Origin of the sequence: Christiangramia qingdaonensis, assembly GCF_048381525.1 — a bacterium.
Lineage (GTDB): Bacteria > Bacteroidota > Bacteroidia > Flavobacteriales > Flavobacteriaceae > Christiangramia.
The window spans coordinates 1,300,258-1,323,246 of record NZ_JBLWIM010000012.1 but is presented as its reverse complement, the minus strand read 5'-3'; the positions used below and the strand labels follow the sequence as shown (position 1 = coordinate 1,323,246).

The window sequence follows — 22,989 nt, the reverse complement described above, 5'->3', positions numbered from 1 at the left end:
GGCTTCCATTATCTTTAGCCGTTCTAGGTTATTCACATCTTTATGGAAATTTCTATTCACTGGTACAAAACCATTTTCATGCTGAAAGATCATATTTCTATGGTTAAAAAGATTTGTAAATCCAGAGATCAATATTCTTCCATTTCCATTATAATTCAATAATGGAATAAAATTATACTCTAAAAATGAAGGTTCTATTCTTCTAAATTCCGCATAAATTTCCTCAGATGTTGAAAACGGTATAAAATGATTCTTATTAGGGATTATTAATGAACTTGAGAAGTGCGCCAGATCAACATTCTAGATAATAACCTTTGGCGTCAAATTATTCTTTAAATAAATATTGTACTTAGCTTTTTGAATATTATGGGATGCAGCATCAAAACTAAGATTATAGCTATCCAAATGAGTTAATTGTCCCATGATTTTAGGATTATAGTTTACACTACCTCTGGAAGATCCCAGAATGATTAGATCCGCATTGATTCTACCCCGCAATATATTATCCCATTCTTCAAATCTACTATTTTCAATGCCCTTCAAACCTGCATCCGAAATAGTTTGTATAATAATTGCACCCAGAATAGTAAAAATCAAAATTTTAAAACAATAAATCAAAAACCTTATCATTCTATGATCTGTTCAATTTCCTTTATCATCATTTGGGAGGAGTTGGACATATTTTGGTTGATTATGTTAGACCATTTTACTGCATTGGCTAACACTTCTACCCGTTTATCTTGCTTAAACTGTTGCAATACAACATGTTTATAATCCGATTTATTTCGTATCCAGTATACCGGATCGCTCGTTGGCATTGACCTAAAATGAACATAATTATAAACCTCCTGAATATCTTTGTCTAATCTATCTGTTCTCGGAATATAGCTTATATAAGCACAGGGTTTTTCCTTTGCTGCAAAATCAAAGATCATTGAAGATCCTACATTAATGACCATAAAACTATGCTCAATGATATTCGTTTGTAAAATCAGATCTTCCTTTTTAGGCATAATTTCATTCCAGGCAGTTTCACTACTTGTCCATTCCGGTTCTATAGGCACAATTAGATTCTTAAATTTATCTAAAACAAAATCATATCTACCAGACAGATCTACAGGACATCTTCGAAATATTATTCCAATGCTATTACCTGTCTTATTTAGCTCTTCAACTTCTTCCGCCAGATCTAATAGAAAGAGCTCGTCATGTGGAGACGTTGTAATATCATCTCCTGAAAAACAGATATAGTTTTTATTAATATCCAGCGCATACCTTTCAAAGAATTCATGGCGTGGAATTATTACCTCCTTTTTATAATGTATTTCAAATTGAGGGCTTCCGGTAATTCTTACTTGTTCATCATTTATATAGGGATAATATTTCTTCAACTCCTCTTTCATAAAATCAGACCAAACAAAGTAATAATCAGTGTCTATAATTTTAGTTGCCTTGGGTAAATTATCCCAGGAGAAAATAAAGCAGGCTGTAGGTATATTTAATTTTTGTGAGGCTAGAATTGGCGCCACAGCCTTTACCGGTCTTTGACTGGCACAAAGAACCATATCTGGTTTTTCATCTTCGAAAACCTTTATACATTCTAGGTAATAGGCTGATCCTTTTTCAGATTCCTGGATCTTGAACCTTAAATTATTCAAGCCTTTTTTTCCTTGATTTTTTTTAAATAGAATTCTTAGGATGAAGTTTTTTACTTTATTCTTTATACCCTTTTTAGACGCACCAAATTTATATTTATTATAGACTGGATCGTTAAATCTATTTTGAAAATGATCTAATTCAACTAAGATTTTAGCCCTTTTTAGTAGATCTGTCCAGCGTTTCGGCTTAGGAATTATTTTAACTTCACGTATCCCAGATTTTGTAAGGTCAAAATTCGTTAAGTTCAGATACACCAAGTCCCATCCAAGCTTTTTTACTTCTATCGGAAAATCAGTATAAGCGAAATTTTTAAGGCTTACACCATCCGGAATTATTACTAAAAGTTTTTTATATCTCAAATTAAAATTTAATCTATTAGAATAATCAAATTTAGAAAACTATGAAGTTTCCCGAAATTTAGAGGCAATGAGACTTGCATTTATCCATTGCCAAATGTGAAAACTGCTTTGCCGCTCACCTATTTTATACTTTTCCCACTCTTTCTGCATTTGATCCAGATCAAACCAATTGGAGTATTCACTACTGGCCATTTGATTTAATTGCTCTTCGACCCAGGAAGTCAGATTTTCCCCAAGCCATTCCCTCTGAGGTGTTTGTAAAGGCCGTTTTGGAGCATAGCTGATATCTGAAGGCACCATGTCTTTAACCAGTTCCCGTAAAAGGTACTTATGTACGCTCCCTTTGATCTTATAGTGATCCGGTTGTGCAAAAGCGAATTCCACCAAACGATAATCTAAAAAGGGTTCCCTGAGTTCGGTACTGTGGGCCATGGAAATCCGATCATTAAACCGTATTGCTCTTGGGATCTTTGTATAGAATAGGTCTCTGTATTGAAGATTCTGAAAATGACTGTCAAAAGGTTCAGGATACTCAGGATTTTCAGCATATTGCATTAATTCTTCACTAAGACAATGCTCCTTAAATGTAGAGGTAATCCCATTCTGTCCCTGAATAGTGGTTGTAGACTTCCCTGCATAATAATCATATCCGGCCCATTGCTCATCCATTCCCTGCCCGTCTAAAAGCACCAGAATATTATCCTTCCTTGCCTGCTGAAATATCTTTGAATATGCTATGGTTGGAAAGCCTCCAAAAGGCTCATCCTGAAAACAACTGGTCTTTTCAGAAAGCTCTTCAATCTCCTTGACATTCAACCTTACTTTTGTCAAGGGGTTTTGAGTTTCATCGATCATTCTCTGCACCCAGGGCAGCTCATCATAGCGTTCATCCCCCGTATAAAAAGTGTATGCCCTGATCTTTTCCTTTTTCTCATATTGATTTACCAGAGCAAGTAGAAGAGAACTGTCAACTCCGCCGCTAATATTAAAACCAATTACTACATCTGCCCTGAATCTTAAGGAAATGCTATCTTTTAAAATCTTAAGATATTGGGATTTAGTTTTTTCGAAATCATCAGAAACCTGAACTTTGTTGACGTTCTCCACAAAGTCGTACCATTTTTCAATATTAAGTTGACCGTCCTTAAAGGTTAGAAAATGGCCTGCAGGTAACTGAAAAATATCCTTATAAAATGTTTCATCTGGTTTTCCATAGGAACCGTAAGCGAAATAATTCGCCCACACTTTTTTGTTTTGGGCTGAAGGTTTTACGGCTTGTATCGATTTGATCTCGCTGGCAAAGTATAGCTCTCCCGAATTTTCGGAATAGTAAAATGGTTTAACCCCGAATCTGTCACGTGCGGCAAACATAGATTTCTCTTTCGCATCCCAAATAACAAAAGAAAACATACCGTTTAATTTTTCAAGACATTCTTTACCGTAAACAATGTAGGCAGCAAGTAAAACTTCCGTATCTGAATTTGTTCTAAAACTATACTTTGAACCTAGTTCAGCTTTTAACTCCTTATAATTATAGATTTCCCCATTGAAACTGAGATAATACCTACATGAATTATCTGGAAATGGCTGATTAGCTGCTTCACTAAGATCTATAATAGAAAGCCTGTTATGTCCAAGAAAAACATATCCGTTATCAATATAGGTTCCTGTATGATCGGGACCGCGGTGCTTTTGTTCCTGTAGCATTTTATCCAATGTCTTCTTCCTGTCATAAGGCGATATAATTCCGGCAATTCCGCACATCAGGATTTAGTTTTTAGTATTTTTTCTGCTTTCACCCAATCGGCTTCAGTATCAAGGTTCACATAGTCTGCATCGGAATTTTCGATATACCCTATCCTGTTTCCATAAAGTGAATTCTCCTGAAGTATCACTTCTGTTTTGGTTAGATAAACAGCTCCGTCACGGTGGAAAGCCTTTGGTAGTTCCTGCCGGCGGGAAATAATGTTCTTCTCTCCGGTGGCGATCTGCAATCGGCCATTTTTTTCTTCAAATACCCAGTGCGGATTAAATTCGTGAGGCACTTCCCGAACACTCAACAGGGAATCAAAATTTCCTGCTTCAAATTTCCTGATGGCATCATCTATCAAGCCTGTAATGCGAAAGGGTGTTGTAGGCTGTAGTAAACAGACCGCGTCAAAATGTTCATTAGATGCAGCAAAAAATTCCAGTGCATGCTTTATAACATCAATAGATGCAGTTGCATCTTTAGCAAATTCAGCGGGTCTTATAAAAGGAGCTTCCACTCCAAACTTTTTCCCTGAATTTATAATTTCTTCAGAATCGGAACTTAAAATGCATTTTGTAAGCAATTCAGATGCTTTAACTGAATCTATGGTGTAGACTAAAAGTGGTTTTCCTCCAAGTAACTTGATATTCTTACCGGGAATTCCCTTGCTTCCGCCCCTTGCCGGTATAATTCCAAGAATTCTCATTAGTAACTGATGGTTTTGCAAAAGCTAAGCTCTGATGACGCTAGGATCTCTGCAATTTTAGTTCCTGCATCACCATCACCATATATTTGTGAAGCGGGATGTTTTTCTGAGTTAAAAGACTCCTTGACTGCTTCCAGTATCTTATCTCTCTGGTGGGCAACATCCTTTACATTATTTCCCCGAAGTCTTCGGTTTTGCCTGATCCCGATATTTACTACCGGAACTCCCAGGTATGAACACTCCCTGATCCCCGCGCTGGAATTACCAACAAGCACTTTGGAATGCTTAAGCAATCTCAGGAAATCAAGAGGATCCATATTCTTAAAAAAATGAATGTTATTTGGCTTCACCATTTCTCTGAAAGTTCTGATCCCGTTTGAGGTTCCGTCAGAGCCAGCATCAACGTTTGGCCAGAACCAGAACACAGGAAGATTCAGGCTGTTTAAAGCTTCAAGAGTTTCCAGAATATGTGCTCTGGCCTGCTTATATTCTGTAGTAACAGGATGTTGCATAACAACAATATACCCGCTTTTCCAGTCGAGGTTCTCACCAACCCCTCCGTATTTTTCAATAGGATCAAAATTCAACTGTTCTTCCGTACAGATTTCCTTCACCAGGTCTATGGAAGGACAGCCCGTATTGATCACCTTTTCAGGATCCTCGCCAAGTCTGATCACCCTGTCCCGGGCATCATCACTGGAAACAAGATGAAGGTCGGCCAGCTTGGTATTGGCGTGTCTTACTTTTTCATCTATACTCCCCGTAACTTCTCCCCCCTGGATATGTACAAGTGGAATGTTCTGATAAGCCGCAGCAATAGAAGTGGCGATGGTCTCAAATCTATCCGCAATCGTGACCACTGCATCCGGTTGAAGATTATAGAATACATTTGTAAGCTCCATAACTCCAATTCCGGTGGTCTTTGCCATGGTGGTAGGATTCTCACCTTCGAGAACCATAAAGACCTTTGCCGCAGCCTTAAAACCATCCCTTTCAATAAAGTCAGCAGCATTCCCGTACCGGTCTAATAAAGCAGAGCCAGCTATTACCAGCTGAAGCTCCAAAGATGGGTGGGCTTTGATTGCCGTAAGGGCCGATTTTATACGACTATAAGAAGGACGGGCGGTTACTACTACACAGATTTTACGTTTCGGCATTATAGTGGACTTATGGTGATTTTAAAATTAAAAAAAATGACGGGATTTCAGGTCTAATCCCTTTTTAAATAAGCATTCTCTTAATCATCTTCAGTATTATTGGAGATGCTCCTTGTTTAAAAAATCCCATTTAGCAAGGTCGGTTTTGAGTTCCTGTCCTATAACCTCTCTGAAGCTAGCTGCATCAATGCCTTTTCTTTTAGGTTTTTTAGCTTCCAGGTCTTCAAACTTGATAATATGTCCCTTCTTCAGATCTTTATTTACCGCCAGAGATTTCTCAAATATTGATTTCAGTTCATCGAAAGCTTTATTATCTGATTTATCAACAGGATTTTCTAATGCGTTGGAAATGTTTTTAACCGATTTAACCAGTTTTTCAATTTCATCAATTTCTAGGGAAGAAGAAGAATCTGGCCCAAAACTTTTTCTACTGAAGACCGCATGAAATTCAAGGATCTCAGCACCCATCGCTATCGCCGCAATACAGGTCTCCATCTTCGCAGAATGATCTGAGTATCCCACGGGTACCTGGTACCGTTCTATTAATTCCTGAATCACATTTAATCCATACTGTTCAGGTTTGGTTGGATATGCAGTGGTACATTGTAAGATACTATATGAAATATTCTTTTCCTTAAGAAATTCGATCGTTGCATCCAGTTCAGCGTACGAACTCATCCCGGAAGATAAAATGACCGGCTTACCTGTTTCAGCAATTTTTTCAAGTAGCAGAAAATTAGAAACCTCTCCGGAACCTATCTTATATCTTTTTACCCCAACATCTTCCAGAAGATCTACAGCTTTATTACTAAAAGCTGATGCCAGGAACTCCACATTTTTCTCATCACATCTTTCTTTTAAGATTTTCCATTCTGTAGGAGTAAACTCCATTCGTTTCCAGTAATCAAATCTGGTCTTATCCTGTTCAGAGAATTTTATCCTGAATGGCTCATAAATACTACTCTCTGCCTCACCAATATGTACCTGGAATTTTACAGCATCCACCCCGGTCTGGGCGAGTGCGTCTATATAACTCATAGCCATACCAAGACTTCCATCGTGCGCCTGGCCTATTTCAGCGATTATATACATTTCACTCTTCTTTACTTAGAAATTTATCTACTACACTTAAATAGGCTTCAGAAACCTTTTTAGTTGAATACTTTTGAAGATATATGCTTCTATTGATTTCTGCAATTTTACTTACTTCCATTGAATCAAGATTCTTTATTTTTTGAAATTGATTCTTAAATGAACTTAAATCCTCAGGATCAAACCAAAAATCATTTTTAGAATTTTCTAATCTCTCAGGCATTGCCCCAACATGAGAGCTTAATATTAATCTTCCAGATGCCATCGCCTCCATTCCGACTAATGGGCCCGCTTCAGTATATGAAGATATGATCAAACAGTCACACTTTTTATATACCTTTATTAATTCCCTTTGAGCTAATTGCCCTTTTAATTGTACGTTTACTGAATCGTTAATTAAAATCTTAATTTCTGCCTTAAGTTCGCCATCTCCCACTATTACTAATTGATCATTTTCCGTACTACATGCTTTAAAATATTTAATGAGATTAATTAAATTCTTTTCCGGACTCAATCTCCCAACTACTAAAAAATTCGAAACACATTTATTTAATACTGGTATTTCCAAAAATTGATCCTGAAGAAACGTAGTTTGATCTATAATTGAGTAAGAAGTTGATTTAATTTGTTCATGTAAACTATCGGCATTTTTTCTAGAATGGTGAATAAAATGACTGACTTTTCTTAAATATCCGGGAAAGTCCGGTTGAAATTTAATCTCTCCGGTGGTACGGAATATTACTGGAATTTTATTCTTATTACATAGTTCAATTATTTCCTTGGTTCTTAACGTGAACAAATGAGCCACAATAAGAATTAAATCATACTCTACAATTAATTTAGAAAGCAAAACTTTCTCCTTTCTTTTTATGCTTTTAGAATTAAAATGGTTGTTTACATAGAAGTAGATGGGTTCCTTTTTTCTATTTCTGAAATAGCTGAACAGGGTAGCCGGCTTTAAACTCAAAAAGTTGCTATACAATAATTGTTTAAGGCTGGTAACGGGCAATCCTGCTTGAAATTGGAAAATTTGTGATTTTGCAGATATATTTGAGGTTGATATTACACGTACTTTATGTTTACCATTGATTTCTGAAGCTATAAAACCTGCTTCCAGCTCTCTTCCTCCATGATCTCCAAATGGTCCAATTATTAAAGTTTTCGCCATTATTGTTTATAATATAAACGAAATAGTTTTTTCAATATAGCCTTTCTTAGTCCATAAACCTTCTGATTGAATATAGAAGTAAAGCTGTTATTGGGCTCGAAGCTTTCAAAGCTTTCTCTACTTTTATTTGAACCGGCATTTTCAATGGAATCTTCTAATTTTCTATGCATCCATAGTTCCACTTCGTTCCCAATATGAAAGGCTTTGTTTTTATAGGTTGAAAGACGCATTCTTCCAGACTTATCTATGGGCTCATCTACATATTTATATTCCGAATCTCCTCCAACCAGGGTCAGGGACGGTTCGGTTGGAACTTTTTCAAAGAGCACCTCTCTTTTTACTGTAAGGACCTGATGACCACTACCTACTACTGCCCTCACATTATTTCTCTCGATCACCGGCCATTTATTGTGAGCATCAACTTCATTATTCCAGTTGATACTGGATAAATACCTGTTATGGTCTTCAAAGTTCTCGGGAACCTCTACGTATTTAAATTTTAAACCCTGGAATAGGATCTGCCTGAAAACCGAGCTGGTTCCATAAAAAAGTCCATGTCTGAAAGGTATTGGTGAAACTGAGCCAACTTTTTTAAAGGTCCTGAAAACCTTCATCACTTCATTATCCCAATTATCCAGGAACATGATGTCGGCATCGGTTAAAGTAATATAGTCTTCTCTGGCACCTCTTGCCGCTCCAATCAAAGCATCAATTTTCCCGATATTATTGGAATGCTGAATTTTACAATCAATTTCTTCTCTTGAATAGGATGCCAGGAGGTCTTCCAGTTCCTTGCAGGAACCATTGTTCACTACCGTGATTTTATATTTCTTATTATTTGTTCTGATCAGCGATTCCAGACAAAGCTTAAAAACTTCCAGAACCTTTTCATAATACCCTTCCGGTTTTGGAATAAAGACCACTACAATCACTCGATGATTACTGCTTAAACTAATTTTATCCTGAGTTTTTTGGGGATTCGAGCCTTTTCTCATTGATTAAGCTTTTTTAATCTTAAGCTGAATATTGATTGATTTCGCCACTCACGGTATTGTAAGATTTCATAATTATAAGTTGTGAAGATCTTTTCTAGTTCTTCCCGGGAGTAATCACTTAGCCAGCCTCTGTCTAATCTGGGTGCATTAGAAATATCCCTGCAGGCATAAGATAAAATAATTTTTTCAACGTCTTCTGTCAATCGAGAAATTATGGCCTTAATATCATATACATATTCTAATACCCCACTAAAGATCGCTGTATCGTATTTACTTAGATCTATTGAAATTTCTTGATTTAAATCACAGGCTATAACCCCTGGATATCTGGAAATAATATCTGAAGCTTGATAGGTACAATTCTCAGGTAATTTATTTCTTAATTTCATATTTCCTGCCCCAAATTCAATAATGCTGGAGTTAGGTTCTATCATGGATCCGATCATATAGGTTCTTTCATCCCAGCTTTCGTCAAGCTCATTTGAATTCACCCATCTTTTTAGATCACTCTCACCCGATAATCTAAGGTTTCTGGTTCTTTTATTACGCACCCTGATGCGAAATCGTTCCAGCCCGCCGTAAATCTTATTTCGGGAGAAATGATATATTGTAGAAAAGAATCTCAATTTTGGCATTCAGATTTTTGTTATAGTGCAATCTTAAAGATAATAGTTTTAAGATCTGGCGTAATCTTATAGGAATAGTTATGGTTCCTGTATTTAAATATGATCTTTTTAAGGATAAGGTCGTTTACCTCTTTAAGAGTAATATATGTTTGAGATTGCTTCCCAAGGTTTTTCTTGATCTTATATTTTAATGTTTGATAATAATCAGATTCTGAAATTCTAACTTCTATTACCTTATCCTCATAAAATTTAATTCCTTCATTAAGAAAATGCTCAACAGATGCGGCTATATTCTCTAATTCTATTACTGCATCTGGAGAACTTAAAATTTCAGCTGTTTCTTTCTCAAAATTTTCTCCCCAGTTGTTCTGACCTGAAGGCTTCAGAATACCATTCGTAATGCTATCATGGTAATGTTGCTCATTTATACGCATGGCGTTACTAAGCCTGGGTGTTTCTGTTAATTTATCCTGCTCTGAGCTTTGAAAGGATTGATGCCAGTTATGATAGAAATATATCTCATTTGTAATAACCTCACGGTAACCGGCATTTTTCAATCGCGCATATAGGTCCACATCTTCTGAACCATAGAAATGATAGAATTCATCATATCCTGAAACCTCGTAAAATACCTCCTTTGAGGCCAGGATCATTCCATTGATAGTACCTGTCCGTTCAAAATTGAACTTTTCAAAATTCCTGCTATTACTCACTTCCCGAGATGTTTGTTTATCTAGGTAAGCCATGCTAAATAAACAAAATGAATTATTGGAAATTTTTCTTTCCAGAAACTCGGTAGCCTTGGGCGAAAAAAGCAGATCTACATCTGCTATAAAGATATTGGAGGTTTCTGAATTCTTAATTCCATAGTTAAGAGCCCGGCTTTTGTTCCATAATTTATGTGAAGCCTGAAGATAGAGATACCTGGCAAATTCAAATTTCTTCAAAATTTTCTGGACCTTAGCAGCTGTTTCAGCTTCACTTCCATAATCTACAAAGACAACTTCAAAATTTTGAAATTTTTGAGCATGCAGCGACTCCATAGAAAGCTGTACTCTCTCCACGTCTCTGTTCCTGAAAGCATAAATGATACTCAGCTTTTTATCCATGGCTCATATTTAGATCTTTCTCCACCTGCTCATATTTTTTTAGGACCTCTTGCTTAACGAATGTTCTTTCAAGTTTAGGCCTAACCATTTCGAGGTTGTATTGAAAAGCCTTTTCCAGAATTTCCGGTTGCTCAAGGCTTTTCAAAATGAGATTTTTAATTCCATCAACATTCATTGGGTCTGGGATCAATAAACCATTCAGTCCGTCTTCAATGATTTCTGAAGTTGCACCCCCGGGATCAGACTGGATTGGAAATGCACCTGAAATGATCGCCTCCAGTAAAGTATTAGGCATCCCATCTGAAATACTATTCCCTATATAAATTTTAGCCTTATTCATTAGATCAAGCACCTCAACCCTTCCTATTTGTTCAAAGACCTCAAAATTATTCCAGTGATTTAATTCCGATTTTTTTACAAACTCAACAACCTCTGGATCAGCTCCAAATACCTTGATCTTAATATCAATTAATTCAGATTGTAATTTTTCAATAGCTTTCAGTACCGGAATACACTCTCCAAACAAAGCCTGATATCCTTTAATTAAAATAAGATCTCTTTCCTCTGGAACAAGAATTTTTTCTACCGGAGATAGATCATATCCTCCTCCTCCGGGAAAATCTCCCAGAAATTCTCCCTGAAAACCATATTCTACGGCGATATCATGATCTCTTTTACAATCAGCGAACATATAATCTACGCGGGGCAAAACCTCTTTAATATCCTTAAGATAATCGGCTTCATTCTGAAAATAATAAAGATCGTTTCCCCAGGCAGAATATATCCATTTGATATCGGGGTATTTCTGTATTACCTCTAAAATAGGAGTGCAGGCTGAGAAAAGCACAAAACTTTGAACCACGTCAGGTTTAAATTCAATTATTTTATCTTCAACAATCTCTGAAAGTGATTTTTCAAAATACCTACTCAGGATATTATAAAAAGAATAAAAATTCTTCTTTATGAACTGCCTGCCGGGATAATCTAATTTCCTCTTCCAGTTCACTGTTTGATCTATCCAGTTGATCCTTTCCACCTGTTCTCCATTGTCAAAGACATCTATCCATAAGATCTCATGACCTGAATCTTTGAGCTGATCTGCCCAATTGAAAAAATGATTTGCAAACATGGAAACCATTAATATTCTCATTGGGGCAGAGATTTAATTACTTTTCGCAAATGACCATGAGATAAGTACTGTTCGAGATCCTTTCTGTTTAGTCTGAATCCTTCTGCACCATTTTTCCACTCTAGGTACATTTGTTCTAGTACAACAGTAATTCTGTTTTCATCCGTTACCTGCGACCAGTATGGATAATTCTTGCCTAATAACCTTTTAGACTCACTCAACTCCGGACCTAATAGTAAAATTGGTTTGTTAGCCTCTACGCAATGCGGAAATTTACCTGGTAAGAATGGGCTGATTTGAGATTTTGCATCTAAAATTACATTCACAGAAGCCAGGTCCTGCAATTTACGAACAGTTTCATATGACAACCCTCCGGAAACGATATGCAAATTCTCAAGAGCCCTTGCTTTCTCTTGCAACCATTCCTGATAATTCGCACTCTTCCCAATAAAGATTAGATTTGTTTCTACAGCTGACTCAGGAAATTTTTGCGCGAGTTTAATAAAAGCATTGACCAGTGGTTTTGGATCCCTGGGCTCCAACAAGGTACCTGCATGCAAAATATTAAATTTAGTAGCATCAAAGAACTCCGGCAGCTTAATATCGTTATATTCTATATTAGAAATTTGATGCGGAATGATGATAGAATTAGTAAGGAATTCCGGAAAATAACTTCCCATCCAATCTTTTAATAATTCTGATGGAAATGCAGTATAGGCCGCTTTTTCAGAAATATTTTTTACAAACTCCCATTTTTTGAATTGTCCTGCTTCTACCCAGGCAAAAGGTGGCGGATATAAATGCATGGGATATGGATCATGCATATATGCGATCCACTTACTATGTAATTCCGGAATTTTCAATAATGCCTGATGTGGTCTGAAACTTCCTCCTTTGCTCAAAGTAAGTATATAATCTGGCGTAAAATCATTGAATTCACGAACACTTTTGGCAATACTATCCCTGTCATTAAAAAGTGTAAAGGAAAAACCAAACAAATTTTCCAGAGGTCTGTGAATATCTAATTTAAGTGTCTTCCTAAGATGTCGTTCTATTCGGCTTAGGAAAAAATAAAGACTTCTTCTATTTTCCTTGATAGCGAAGCACGGAATGGCATTTAATTGTATTTCCTGGCGGGTATAATGATAAACCATTAACTCAAATCCAGCTTCATGCAGGTTTTTGATAAAAGCAACATTTGCCTTGGAACCACTACTGTCCTCAACATTTATAGATTCTGCTATAACAAGTATCTTTTCCAAGAAATAAAATTTGTATAAAACTAATATTATCAACCTAACTCAGGCTATTCTTCTTAAAGAAATTGTAATCTTCGTGAAAATCTCCTTTTGGAAATTTACATTTAAAAGTAAGTTTGTAAAGTGTCTTCAAATAAAATTCTTTATTCATCAATACTCTTAATTGTGTTTTTTAATGCTTACATATTTTCGGAATAGTAAGATCAACTTGAGACTTTAAATTCAATTAGAAGCACTTCTACTATTCTTTCTGAAGCTTTTCCATCACCAAAGGGATTATTGGTTGGTGTTGGCTCATTTCCAGTATCACTTAATAATTGAATACTTTCATCAAGAATTTTATCTTTCGAAGAACCTGTAAGAATACAGAATCCTGCATCTACAGCTTCCATCCTTTCGGTTTCCTCTCGGGTTACCAAAACAACTTTATTGAAGCTAGGGGCTTCCTCCTGTATGCCTCCGGAATCTGAAATAATAAAGTTACATTTCATCAACAACCAAAGTATGGTGGGATAACTTACAGGTTCAATAAGATCAATATTGGCAATATGATTTAATTTTTCGTAAACAATATCCTTAACTTTGGGGTTTGGATGAACAGGAAAAACTATTTGCACATCTTCCCGCTTAGCTATTTCCAATAAGGCTTCACAGATTTCAGACAGGCCATGTTCAAAGTTCTCTCTTCTGTGACCGGTTACCAGGATTACTTTCTTTCCTGAAATCAACTTGAGTTCTAGTTCCCTAATCTCTTCACTTTTATAACCAGATTGCAATAATTTTTTTCCAAATTCTAACGAATCTACAACTGTATTCCCCGTAAAGAAAATTTTATCTTCAGAGATCATTTCCTTTAAAAGATTATCTCCCGATTTTTTCGTTGGAATAAAATGAAAATCAGCAATCCTGCTAATCATTTGTCTGTTCGCTTCTTCAGGAAAAGGAGACTCCGTATTGTAGGTTCGTAAACCCGCTTCAATATGTCCCACCTTAATTCCTGAATTAAAAGCAGCCATCGCAATAATAAAAGCAGTGGTGGTATCCCCTTGCACCAGCACAATCTTAGGATTTTCTTTTAGTAAAATCTCGTGAATACTTTTGAAAATATCAGAACTTAAAATATTAAGGTCTTGGCCCGGTTTCATTAAATCGAGATCATAGTCCGGTTCAATTTTGAAAAATTCCATTACCTGATCCAGCATTTCCCTGTGTTGAGCGGTAACGCACACTCTATATTCTACATCCTGCTGTTTTAGAGCATAAATCACAGGAGCCATTTTAATCGCTTCTGGCCGGGTGCCAAAACAAACAAGTACTTTCAAATCTTTAATAATTTTCCTTTTAAACGGAATAGTGGTTTCAAAATAGGATATACATTAAATCCCATAAGGTATTTTAATTTTTCAAATTTCCCTGCTCCTGTTGCTGAAAGTATTCTTCTTAGAATTTTGCCAGATCCTAGCATAAACCCCAACCTGATGAAGAATTTCTTAAGTTCATCGTTGATAAGCTTCTTTTTTGCCAGTTGATCAATTATAAGCATTGCAGCCTTTTTGTATGATCCTATCCTCATTTCGTCCTTATTCCAAAACTCCCCAGTATTAGATTCAGCATGCTTCCTGTTAAAGTATAATACTTGGTTAAGGCTAATCCCATCATAACCTTCTGAAAGAATTTTCGTGTAACACTCCCACTCCTCAGCATACATAAGATCTTCGTTAAATCGAATATTTCTAAAACACTTCCTGTCCCAAAGAACCGTGCAGGAAGCGAACGGAATTTTCCCGGTGACAACATTATCAATATCTGTATCCCCTATTTTTTGTATTTTTATTTTTCCCGAAATTGGAAAATTTAAAATTTCAGCCTTCTCTAGAAATGGCTTCTTTTCATAACGGCAGAAGTACAAATCTTTATCTTTCAGAAGTTTAAAACAGGTTTGGAGATTTTCGGGGTGAACTATATCATCATCATCAAAGAATTGTATATAATTTCCTTTAGCCAGGTCCAGTCCCATATTCCGGCAACCAGGCAGTCCTTTTCTATAGTTTTTTGATCGCTTGAAATATTTAATCCTGCTATCTGCTCCATTATACGCTTCCAGAATTTCAGCAGTTCTGTCGCTGCTTCCGTCATCGATCACCAGGCATTCCCAATTTGTGAAACTTTGATTAATAATAGAATCTAGTGCTGCCTTTATAAAACGGTCCCGGTTATAGGTAGCCATGATCACCGAAATCTCTGGTTGAAACTTCTTTTGCATCAGCTCCATATTTTTTTTATGATCCTGAATGGAGCAAGTAATTTGTTCCCTACCCGCGAATCGGGTTTATTCGCGATCCTGTTCTTTTCCTTTTCTTCCTTTTTAATACGCTTAAAAAGCTCATCGACCAGGATTTCAAAATGTTCTTTATAGAGTTCTTTATGTTTGAAAACGATTTGACGGTATTTCTCCTGCTTCAGATGTCTAATCCTGGTGGTAGTTGAGTTTTTACCTACCTGGTAATTGAATAGCACCTCATTAATGACTTCAGCCCTGCCTCCTCTTTTCAAGATGTTCAAATAGAGTTCCCAGTCTTCAAAACCAAGTATAGGCAGTTTTTCTTCGTACCCGCCACATGTTTCCCAATCTGCTTTCCTGAACATGGAGCTTCCCAGAGCTGCGTTAAAGGTGAGGAAGTTTTTAAAGTCTCCACCTGCAGGGCTATAAATATCAACCTCTCCGGCCTTGCTGAACCTTCGCGCCTTACAGCAAACAACCTTTATTTCAGGATCATTCTCCATTAAGACTAAGGCCTTTTCACAAAAAGATGGCTCAAAAAAATCATCAGAATCAAGGTTCAGGATATAATCTCCTGTCGCTTTTTTTATCCCATGATTTCTGGCGAAACTTTGTCCTGAATTTCCCTGCCTTATAACCAGGTCAACATCATTCTCCAAGCTGTCTATAAGTTTCGCCACCGTTGGATTTGAACCGTCATCAATAACGATAACCTCCTTATTAGGATATGTTTGTTTTAAAGCCGAATCTACAGCTTTAATCACATCGGGATCGTTGTAACAGGCTATAATAATAGAAACCTTTGAACTCAATTTTTTAAATGTTTAAGCAAAACCCGGGAATACTTAATTGCTATTTTTTCCGGTTGATATTTTTCGAAATTTGGTGAAATAAACTTACCCTTTTCAAGCATTTTTATTGCCTTACCCAGAGAGGCTTTTAGTGAAGATAAAGATTTAGGATTAAAAGTAGGCATCTGTTCTCTTTCCAACTGTTCTTTGATATTACCTATTCTCGGTCCTACTACTACTTTATTAAAGGTAAAACCAAGAAAAACACTACCAGAATTTAGCAGATCTGTTCTCGGTATTAGAACAATATCTGCCGCAGATACTCTTAAAGACATCTCTTCTTCATTCAAGGTCTCGTAAGTAAAATAATACTTAGGAGGCATATGCTTTTTCTTGAATTTTTTTTTTAAAAATTTTTGAAGATCGAAAATTTTTTTCATTCTCACCCTACCACGAAAATCAATTTTAAGTTCGGATCTCATGTGGGTCGCTATTAAAACTTTGTTCTTTTCTTCAATAGAGTTAAACGATTTAAGAACCAGCTTTCGTTCTTCATCGGTCCTTATTTTTCCAGGCGCAATCACAACTAAAGAGTTCTCATCTATACCCAAAATTTTCCTAGAATCAGCTTTAGGTTGCTGTCTAAAAACATCCTTTAGCAATGGATGATAAACAAGTTCATGACTTTTTTGGGGATATTTTTTCTCTAATAATTTTTTACTGAACTGCCCTAAATGAATAAAAAGGTCCGCATGAGATTCAATAATATCAAACAACTTCTTAAAATTGGCTGTTTCTCCTTTATTTCTTCTAAAGTCATGTTTAGTATAAACAATTATGGCAGTTTGTTTCCAAGATTCTAAATAAGAGGTAAGTTCTTCCAGTTCTTTCTCGGCAGGCTCTTTCCAATCAAAGAGAGCTTCAGGCCAGTGAATATTCACAACATCTATACTCGAGTCATATTCTTCAATATTCCCAAAAAGAAATTCTTCCTTGGAATATTTTAGAATTTCTTCCAGGTATGGATGATATTCATTTTTTCCTAATGGGAGTAATATCTTCACGTGTCAAAGAAAAATAAAATTATAAGAATTGCGGATATTTCTTTAAAGAATAATTTATTTGTATAACTATATAAAAATTTGAAAATCTCATATAATTAAGAAAAGTTATAATTTAAAATTGATAACATGCTTACTTTTTCTAAACTAGGAAAAAAAGGGAACTTAGGCAATCAGTTATTCCAGCTAGCCTCTACACTAAGTTTAGCAAAAAGGTATAATCAGGATTGTGTTTTCCCCTATTGGGAATATGAAGAATATTTTGAGTCCAATCTTCCCCATGGCAATTGCCCTGATTGTATTCAGGTAAATGAAGAATTCTACCATTATCATGATTGGAATGTTTCAAAAGGAAATTATGACCTATATGGATATTTACAATCTGAAAAATATTTTGATCAAAATCTGGTAAGAAATACCTTTAACTTTAAAAAAGAATTTTTAAAAGATATCCGGGAGAAAACTGGCTTTACCTATAATGATAATAATATTTTAATTTCGGTTCGTCGAGGTGATTTTGTACACCATCCATGGTTTTACCAGTTATCTTATAAGTATTATTTTACCGCGCTCACGGAAAACTTTCCAGACTGGAGAAATAGAAAACTTATTTTTACAAGTGACAACATCGCTTATTGCAAAAAGCACTTTTCTTTTTTACCAAATTCTTATTTTCTTGAAAATCTTTCTGCCATAGAGCAACTGGCCTTTGGAATATTCTGTAAAGATTTTATAATAAGCAACTCGACATTCTCATGGTGGCTTGCCTGGTTGGGTGAGAAGAAAGACTCGAAAATAGTTGTACCAATAAAGAATTTTAGAGGGAAGCATGCTGAGGAAACAGATGAAAGCGACTACTTTCCCGAAAGATGGAGCAAATTTGACCATCATCGGGCCTCGATTTCTAAAAGATTTTTGAGTCTGACAATACGTGGAGAGATTCAAAGTTTTAAAACTTTTTCTCGCTACTTAATGCAAAAGTTAAAGGAGAAGTCTTTGAAAAGAATCAGAAAGATTAAAACATAAAATTAAAACGTTCTATAAATTCCTGAAAGTAATCCTTTCACCCTGCTCTTGTAATAAGGTCTCAAATATTTACCTTTGAATCTGTTTGCGAATTCCTCTAATAGAAGTTGAAAATAGTAATTTCTAACACTCTTAAAATCAGGGTGATGCTTTTTGCAAAAGATCAACCTGTTTCGCATAAAGTAATAATGAAAGGTTTCTTTTTTTATGCTAGTAAGATTATAAACTTTTACCATCGAATTAACAGCGAGCTTCCAGCCTAATTTCCTGGCTTTAAAACACCAGTCTGTCTCTTCAAAGTATAGGAAATATTCCTCTGGTAGAAGGCCTACATCAGCAATAGCCTGAGTATTTATTAAGATGCAGCTTCCATCAATATAATCTATATCATAATCTATTTTCGATTCTACCTCAGCACTGAGTTTATTGTGGTTTTTTTGATGGGTAAGGCATTCTTTGGTCATAAAAATTTTTTCACCTTCGGTAAAAATGACATCTGGATTTTCCCGTTTTAATATCCTAGGACCTGCAGCTGCGAGGGACCGATCATCTTGAAGTGTACTCAAAAGACCTTGCAGTGTATTTTTCTCAACCCTAATATCGGGATTCAGTAGCCAGATAAAATCTGCTCCTTCTTTCAAGGCTCTTTTAATACCTATATTATTACCTCCTGCATATCCTAGATTTTCAGGATTTAAAAGTAGATTTTGTGAATTAATTTCCTTCTTTAGTAAGCTTAGATCAGCTTCCTCAGATGCATTATCAACTATGAGGATATTTACTTTTGGATTGTGGACCTTTAAATTTTTGAATAAAGCTATCGTCTCCAAGGCAGAATTGTAATTAAGAATAACAGCTGTTACACGACCTATATCCATTTTCATTTATTAAAAAGACTTTTTATCAGCTTTGAAAATCTAAAAGTTCTCGTCTTTTTATAATTCTCAATGGATTTATGCAATTGTAAGATTCTTTTATTTTTGTCGCGAATAAGATGTAAAAAATATTGTGCCCGATCAAAGTCTGAGAGTTCTCTATTGAGTTTTTGAAGAACTATTAATTCATTTTCATAATATTTATTAATTGTGTTTTGTGATCTATCAGACAATCGGCATAAAACAAGTGGCTCATCGATAAAGCAAACTTCGAGATTTTCCTGCTTAAAAACATGAAGCCAAAGGAACCAATCTTCTTTCTGAATAATAGTCGAAGGAAATTGAAAGTATTTCAATAAGCGACTATCAAATAATCCACAATGTATTGGAATGGTGAAATCAACATCCCAATTATAAAGTATTTCATTAAAATTAAAATTTTTCAAATCTAATTTAGAATAGGCATCTATAGTATTATTTTGAGAGTTGTAAAAACATCTAAAATTTGAAATACAAACTTTTTTAGTATTTGAATTTAAATTATTGAATCTCAAAACAGATTTCTCGATTTTGTCTTTAGATAAAATATCATCTGAATCCAAAAACTGAATATATACTCCCTTAGCCTCAGATAACCCAAAGTTCCTTGCAATACTCCTTTCTTCATGTTTTTTATAAAAGTATTTAATCCTATCATCCTTAAAAGATTTTACTACTTCATGGGTATTATCATCAGAGCCATCATCTACTACAATACATTCCCAATTGTGGTAAGATTGGTGCAAAACTGATTCTAGAGTTTCTCTTAAATACGAGCTTCGATTATATGTTGGTACAATTATGGATATTAGACTATTCAAATTTCTTATGCATTTAGTGAATTTCTTCTTTACAAAGTATAGCCTAATTCCGAATATGTATTATTAAAAGAAACAATAAATTTTCGGCGAAATAGATTGCCTCTCTTGAACAATATTCTTGAAAATTGAAACAGAAAATACCAACAAGCGGTTCTCATCTTGAACTTTTGAGTAAAAAGAAATAAAAACTTCAATATCAATTTAATCGAAGATTTGTGAAAACTACTTTTTAACAATTTAAAATAATAATCACAAAATACTTTTTCCAATTGAGATTTAGTCAAGTTTTTATTTTGAGATTTTATTTTAATTCTTCGAAAATATGAGTTTCTAATTACCAAGGTATGCCAGTATTCTGCTTTTAGACTATTTTCATTTCTTGAAATATTTCTTTCATGGGATCTATAATTATATAATATTTCATCTAAAAAAAAATGATCACCAACCTCTTCCATTTTTAAATAAAGATCCTGATCTACAGCCCTTTTTAGAGCTGGATTGATTCCAATAGTATCTTTGTAAAATTTTTTTTTAAATGTTGCAAAACTTGTTAATAGCGGTTTACAGGAACTAAGATAGGATTCCCCCTCAGGAATACTTCCTGCATGATCACAAATGGTTATGGTTTCATTTTCACCCTTAAATAATCTGTACTTGGAAGTTATAATAGATACCTCTGGTTTTTCCTTATGAAACTTTACCATCATTTTTAACGCATTTGGCGTTAACGTATCGTCAGGATCTAAAAAACCTAATATTTGTCCATTAGCAAATTGAGCACACTTATTTTTAGTATAGCCACAACCTCTATTTGAAGAATTTGTATAAAGCTTAAAACGCTCATCCTTATTGATATACTCATTAATAATTTTTAGTGAGTTATCAGTAGATTTATCATCTACTATAATAACTTCCCACTCCTTATATTCTTGATCAATTATGCTTCTAAAACATTCAGTTAAATATCTCCCATTATTAAAATTTGCTACCAAGATCGAGAATAACATACCCAAAAATTTTAATTTTTAAAATGTATCAATCAAAACCTAACTGAAAATTGGTTAGCAACTTACTTTGGCTGGAAGGAACCTGTGCGGCTGAAGTATAAAAATTACCTTCCTGAATTTCAAAGCTCATGGCATTCTGGATCCAATCTGCCTCCGTATTATTTACACTAACGTAAACAGTTAAATAATAGGTGCCATTATTGAGCATACATTTATCTGTTTCGAACCGGATGCGTTGAACGATTCGATCCTGTTTATTCGCATGTACCTGCGTGCTATACCAAATAACGCGTTGACCTATATTATCATCTATCCTGAAATCTAAACGAATCTCATTGCAGGTGAATCCCTTAGGATTTCCTAAATTAAAGTCTATATGTAACTTACCACCACTATAAGGTAGTTCTTCTTTAGTATTTCCGAATATTCTTATAGACTTTACCTGAACTATTCCATTTCCTTTACGATTTTCAAATTCAAAAACTTCGAGGCCATATTCCTGCGATTTTCCCAAATCCAGATAATCTTCAATGACATCGGTTACATCGCCTTCAGAATGTAATTTTCCATTTTTCAGCAAGATAGCCCTTGTACACAGGTTCTTTACACTAGCCATATTATGGCTTACAAATAATACCGTTCTACCTTCACCAGTAGAAAGATCCTGCATTTTGCCAATCGCTCTTTTCTGAAACTCTATATCGCCTACAGCCAGCACTTCATCTACTACCAAAATTTCAGGCTCCAGGTGTGCAGCTACGGCAAATCCCAGTCTAACGGTCATCCCACTGCTATATCTTTTTACAGGGGTATCTATATATTTTTCACAGCCTGAAAAGGCGATAATTTCATCAAGTTTACTTTTAATCTCCGATTTATTCATTCCCAGCACTGCACCATTCATAAAGATATTTTCGCGGCCAGTAAGTTCCCCATGAAAGCCTGTCCCAATTTCTAATAACGAGGCGATTCTACCTTTAGTTTTAATACTTCCGGTTGTTGGTGAAGTTACTCGAGAAAGAATTTTAAGAAGAGTAGACTTCCCAGCACCATTTTTACCAATAATACCTAAGACCTCTCCTTGCTTAACTTCAAAATTGATATTCCTCAAAGCCCAAACATAGTCTTGCTTTGAAAAAGTATTCTGGGCATTCTCCTCACCAACCTTGAGAAAGGGATTTTCCTTTCCCCTTAAAGCAAACCACCATCGTTTAAGATCATCTCCAACAGTTCCAGCATTTACTGTCCCTAACCTATATTGCTTAGAAATTTCCTCTACTTTTAAAATTATGCTCATTTTTCAATTTTCTTACACAGAAAAATTCCAATTAATCAAAGTTTCTAGATAAAAATTACCTGTTAGATTTTCAAATTAGGAATTTATTTGAAAGGGTAAGGTATCAAAATTATCGTTGTTGGTTAAATATGCATAGCGATCATAATAGAAGATGTGACAGCCTAAAATATTATTCCATTCTTCGATGATCACTTTTTCATCGTTTCTATTAACATCATCCAAAAAAACACTAAAATGAGATTTCAAACTATTTTTCAAAAAAGGAATTGCTGAATATCTTGAGAATGGGGTACTGGCTCCTACAGGTCCATCAACAATTACTAGATCGAACTTAATTTCTTTTTCTAAATAAGAATTGATAATTTCTATATCATACCATGTTTTTTGACCCTTTAGTGATAAATTCGAAGGTGCTTCAACTATAGGCGTTGTAATTATTGTGACACAGTGGTCTAATTTTAAAATTTTCAATTGCCTAACAAGCTCTTTAGACCATTCAGGATCAGATTCAATTGAATAAAACGTTGTTTCAAGCTGTAAACTATCAATTAGCTTCGCAATGTAAAATGTTGATGATCCCGCTCCGAATTCAATTATTGCCTTACGCCTATTAATTACAATATCATTTAAAATATGTAAAATAGCGTTTGGGGAAATTGCCCAGGATGAAAAGGGAATAAAGGTAGATTCATTAAACAGCTGAGATATATGGTTATATGCAAAATTTGTTTGCTGTAAGTGAGACTGACTTTTGATTATTTTATCAACTCTTAGATCCAGAA

Annotated in this window: 22 protein-coding genes; 1 reads left to right on the top strand and 21 read right to left on the bottom strand. The window is 35.1% G+C overall.

From position 1 onward, the window contains the following. Positions 1 to 300: 300 nt before the first annotated feature. The 16 genes from ACNI3T_RS11060 to ACNI3T_RS10985 all read right to left on the bottom strand — a co-directional run bounded on the left by ACNI3T_RS11060 (position 301) and on the right by ACNI3T_RS10985 (position 17,022). Positions 301 to 597, bottom strand: coding sequence for a hypothetical protein (locus ACNI3T_RS11060; RefSeq protein WP_418227833.1), 297 nt, complete (start codon positions 595 to 597; stop codon positions 301 to 303). A gap of 29 nt (positions 598 to 626) precedes the next feature. After that, positions 627 to 2,018, bottom strand: coding sequence for a glycosyltransferase family protein (locus ACNI3T_RS11055; protein ID WP_418227832.1), 1,392 nt, complete (start codon positions 2,016 to 2,018; stop codon positions 627 to 629). Positions 2,019 to 2,057: 39 nt separating this feature from the next. After that, a complete protein-coding gene (gene asnB / locus ACNI3T_RS11050; protein WP_418227831.1) occupies positions 2,058 to 3,782 on the bottom strand; it encodes an asparagine synthase (glutamine-hydrolyzing) in 1,725 nt (574 codons plus the stop codon). Further along, positions 3,782 to 4,474 carry an acylneuraminate cytidylyltransferase family protein gene (locus ACNI3T_RS11045; RefSeq protein WP_418227830.1) on the bottom strand — a complete coding sequence of 231 codons (693 nt, stop codon included), beginning with the start codon at positions 4,472 to 4,474 and terminating at the stop codon, positions 3,782 to 3,784. Before ACNI3T_RS11045 ends, asnB begins: the two co-directional genes overlap by 1 nt. Continuing rightward, positions 4,474 to 5,631: a UDP-N-acetylglucosamine 2-epimerase gene (gene neuC / locus ACNI3T_RS11040; RefSeq protein WP_418227829.1), complete on the bottom strand. Its 1,158-nt coding sequence runs from the start codon at positions 5,629 to 5,631 to the stop codon at positions 4,474 to 4,476. Before neuC ends, ACNI3T_RS11045 begins: the two co-directional genes overlap by 1 nt. A gap of 96 nt (positions 5,632 to 5,727) precedes the next feature. Then, a complete protein-coding gene (locus tag ACNI3T_RS11035; RefSeq protein WP_418227828.1) occupies positions 5,728 to 6,723 on the bottom strand; it encodes an N-acetylneuraminate synthase family protein in 996 nt (331 codons plus the stop codon). A gap of 1 nt (position 6,724) precedes the next feature. After that, positions 6,725 to 7,891: a glycosyltransferase family 4 protein gene (locus ACNI3T_RS11030; RefSeq protein ID WP_418227827.1), complete on the bottom strand. Its 1,167-nt coding sequence runs from the start codon at positions 7,889 to 7,891 to the stop codon at positions 6,725 to 6,727. Then, on the bottom strand, positions 7,891 to 8,886 hold the full coding sequence (locus tag ACNI3T_RS11025) for a glycosyltransferase family A protein (RefSeq protein WP_418227826.1): 996 nt from the start codon (positions 8,884 to 8,886) through the stop codon (positions 7,891 to 7,893). The genes ACNI3T_RS11030 and ACNI3T_RS11025 overlap by 1 nt, the downstream gene beginning before the upstream one ends. Beyond that, positions 8,883 to 9,521: a class I SAM-dependent methyltransferase gene (locus ACNI3T_RS11020; RefSeq protein WP_418227825.1), complete on the bottom strand. Its 639-nt coding sequence runs from the start codon at positions 9,519 to 9,521 to the stop codon at positions 8,883 to 8,885. Before ACNI3T_RS11020 ends, ACNI3T_RS11025 begins: the two co-directional genes overlap by 4 nt. A gap of 11 nt (positions 9,522 to 9,532) precedes the next feature. Then, a complete protein-coding gene (locus ACNI3T_RS11015) occupies positions 9,533 to 10,621 on the bottom strand; it encodes a glycosyltransferase family 2 protein (RefSeq protein WP_418227824.1) in 1,089 nt (362 codons plus the stop codon). Next, positions 10,614 to 11,771, bottom strand: a complete 1,158-nt coding sequence (locus ACNI3T_RS11010; RefSeq protein WP_418227823.1) for a glycosyltransferase — start codon at positions 11,769 to 11,771, stop codon at positions 10,614 to 10,616. Before ACNI3T_RS11010 ends, ACNI3T_RS11015 begins: the two co-directional genes overlap by 8 nt. Next, a complete protein-coding gene (locus tag ACNI3T_RS11005; protein WP_418227822.1) occupies positions 11,768 to 13,012 on the bottom strand; it encodes a glycosyltransferase family protein in 1,245 nt (414 codons plus the stop codon). Before ACNI3T_RS11005 ends, ACNI3T_RS11010 begins: the two co-directional genes overlap by 4 nt. A gap of 200 nt (positions 13,013 to 13,212) precedes the next feature. After that, entirely contained in the window at positions 13,213 to 14,331 is a 1,119-nt protein-coding gene (gene wecB, locus ACNI3T_RS11000) for a non-hydrolyzing UDP-N-acetylglucosamine 2-epimerase (RefSeq protein WP_418227821.1), read from the bottom strand. After that, positions 14,328 to 15,272, bottom strand: a complete 945-nt coding sequence (locus ACNI3T_RS10995; protein ID WP_418227820.1) for a glycosyltransferase family 2 protein — start codon at positions 15,270 to 15,272, stop codon at positions 14,328 to 14,330. The genes wecB and ACNI3T_RS10995 overlap by 4 nt, the downstream gene beginning before the upstream one ends. Further along, a complete protein-coding gene (locus ACNI3T_RS10990) occupies positions 15,272 to 16,102 on the bottom strand; it encodes a glycosyltransferase (RefSeq protein WP_418227819.1) in 831 nt (276 codons plus the stop codon). The genes ACNI3T_RS10995 and ACNI3T_RS10990 overlap by 1 nt, the downstream gene beginning before the upstream one ends. Beyond that, complete coding sequence (locus ACNI3T_RS10985; RefSeq protein ID WP_418227818.1) at positions 16,099 to 17,022, bottom strand: glycosyltransferase family protein; 924 nt, start codon at positions 17,020 to 17,022, stop codon at positions 16,099 to 16,101. Before ACNI3T_RS10985 ends, ACNI3T_RS10990 begins: the two co-directional genes overlap by 4 nt. A gap of 249 nt (positions 17,023 to 17,271) precedes the next feature. On the opposite strand from ACNI3T_RS10985, the gene ACNI3T_RS10980 reads away from it, so the two are divergent. Further along, complete coding sequence (locus tag ACNI3T_RS10980) at positions 17,272 to 18,168, top strand: alpha-1,2-fucosyltransferase (RefSeq protein ID WP_418227817.1); 897 nt, start codon at positions 17,272 to 17,274, stop codon at positions 18,166 to 18,168. Between the two features lie 2 nt (positions 18,169 to 18,170). Here ACNI3T_RS10980 and ACNI3T_RS10975 read toward each other — a convergent pair whose 3' ends face one another. The 5 genes from ACNI3T_RS10975 to ACNI3T_RS10955 form a co-directional block, all read right to left on the bottom strand. After that, entirely contained in the window at positions 18,171 to 19,052 is an 882-nt protein-coding gene (locus ACNI3T_RS10975; protein WP_418227816.1) for a glycosyltransferase family 2 protein, read from the bottom strand. After that, entirely contained in the window at positions 19,049 to 19,903 is an 855-nt protein-coding gene (locus ACNI3T_RS10970; protein ID WP_418227815.1) for a glycosyltransferase family 2 protein, read from the bottom strand. The genes ACNI3T_RS10975 and ACNI3T_RS10970 overlap by 4 nt, the downstream gene beginning before the upstream one ends. Positions 19,904 to 19,932: 29 nt before the next feature. Further along, the gene (locus ACNI3T_RS10965; RefSeq protein WP_418227887.1) at positions 19,933 to 20,910 is read right to left on the bottom strand and encodes a glycosyltransferase family 2 protein; all 978 of its coding nucleotides are present in this window, start codon (positions 20,908 to 20,910) and stop codon (positions 19,933 to 19,935) included. A gap of 28 nt (positions 20,911 to 20,938) precedes the next feature. After that, on the bottom strand, positions 20,939 to 22,207 hold the full coding sequence (locus tag ACNI3T_RS10960; RefSeq protein ID WP_418227814.1) for an ABC transporter ATP-binding protein: 1,269 nt from the start codon (positions 22,205 to 22,207) through the stop codon (positions 20,939 to 20,941). 75 nt (positions 22,208 to 22,282) lie between these two features. Continuing rightward, on the bottom strand, positions 22,283 to 22,989 hold a 707-nt coding region (locus tag ACNI3T_RS10955; protein WP_418227813.1), incomplete at its 5' end, for an O-methyltransferase.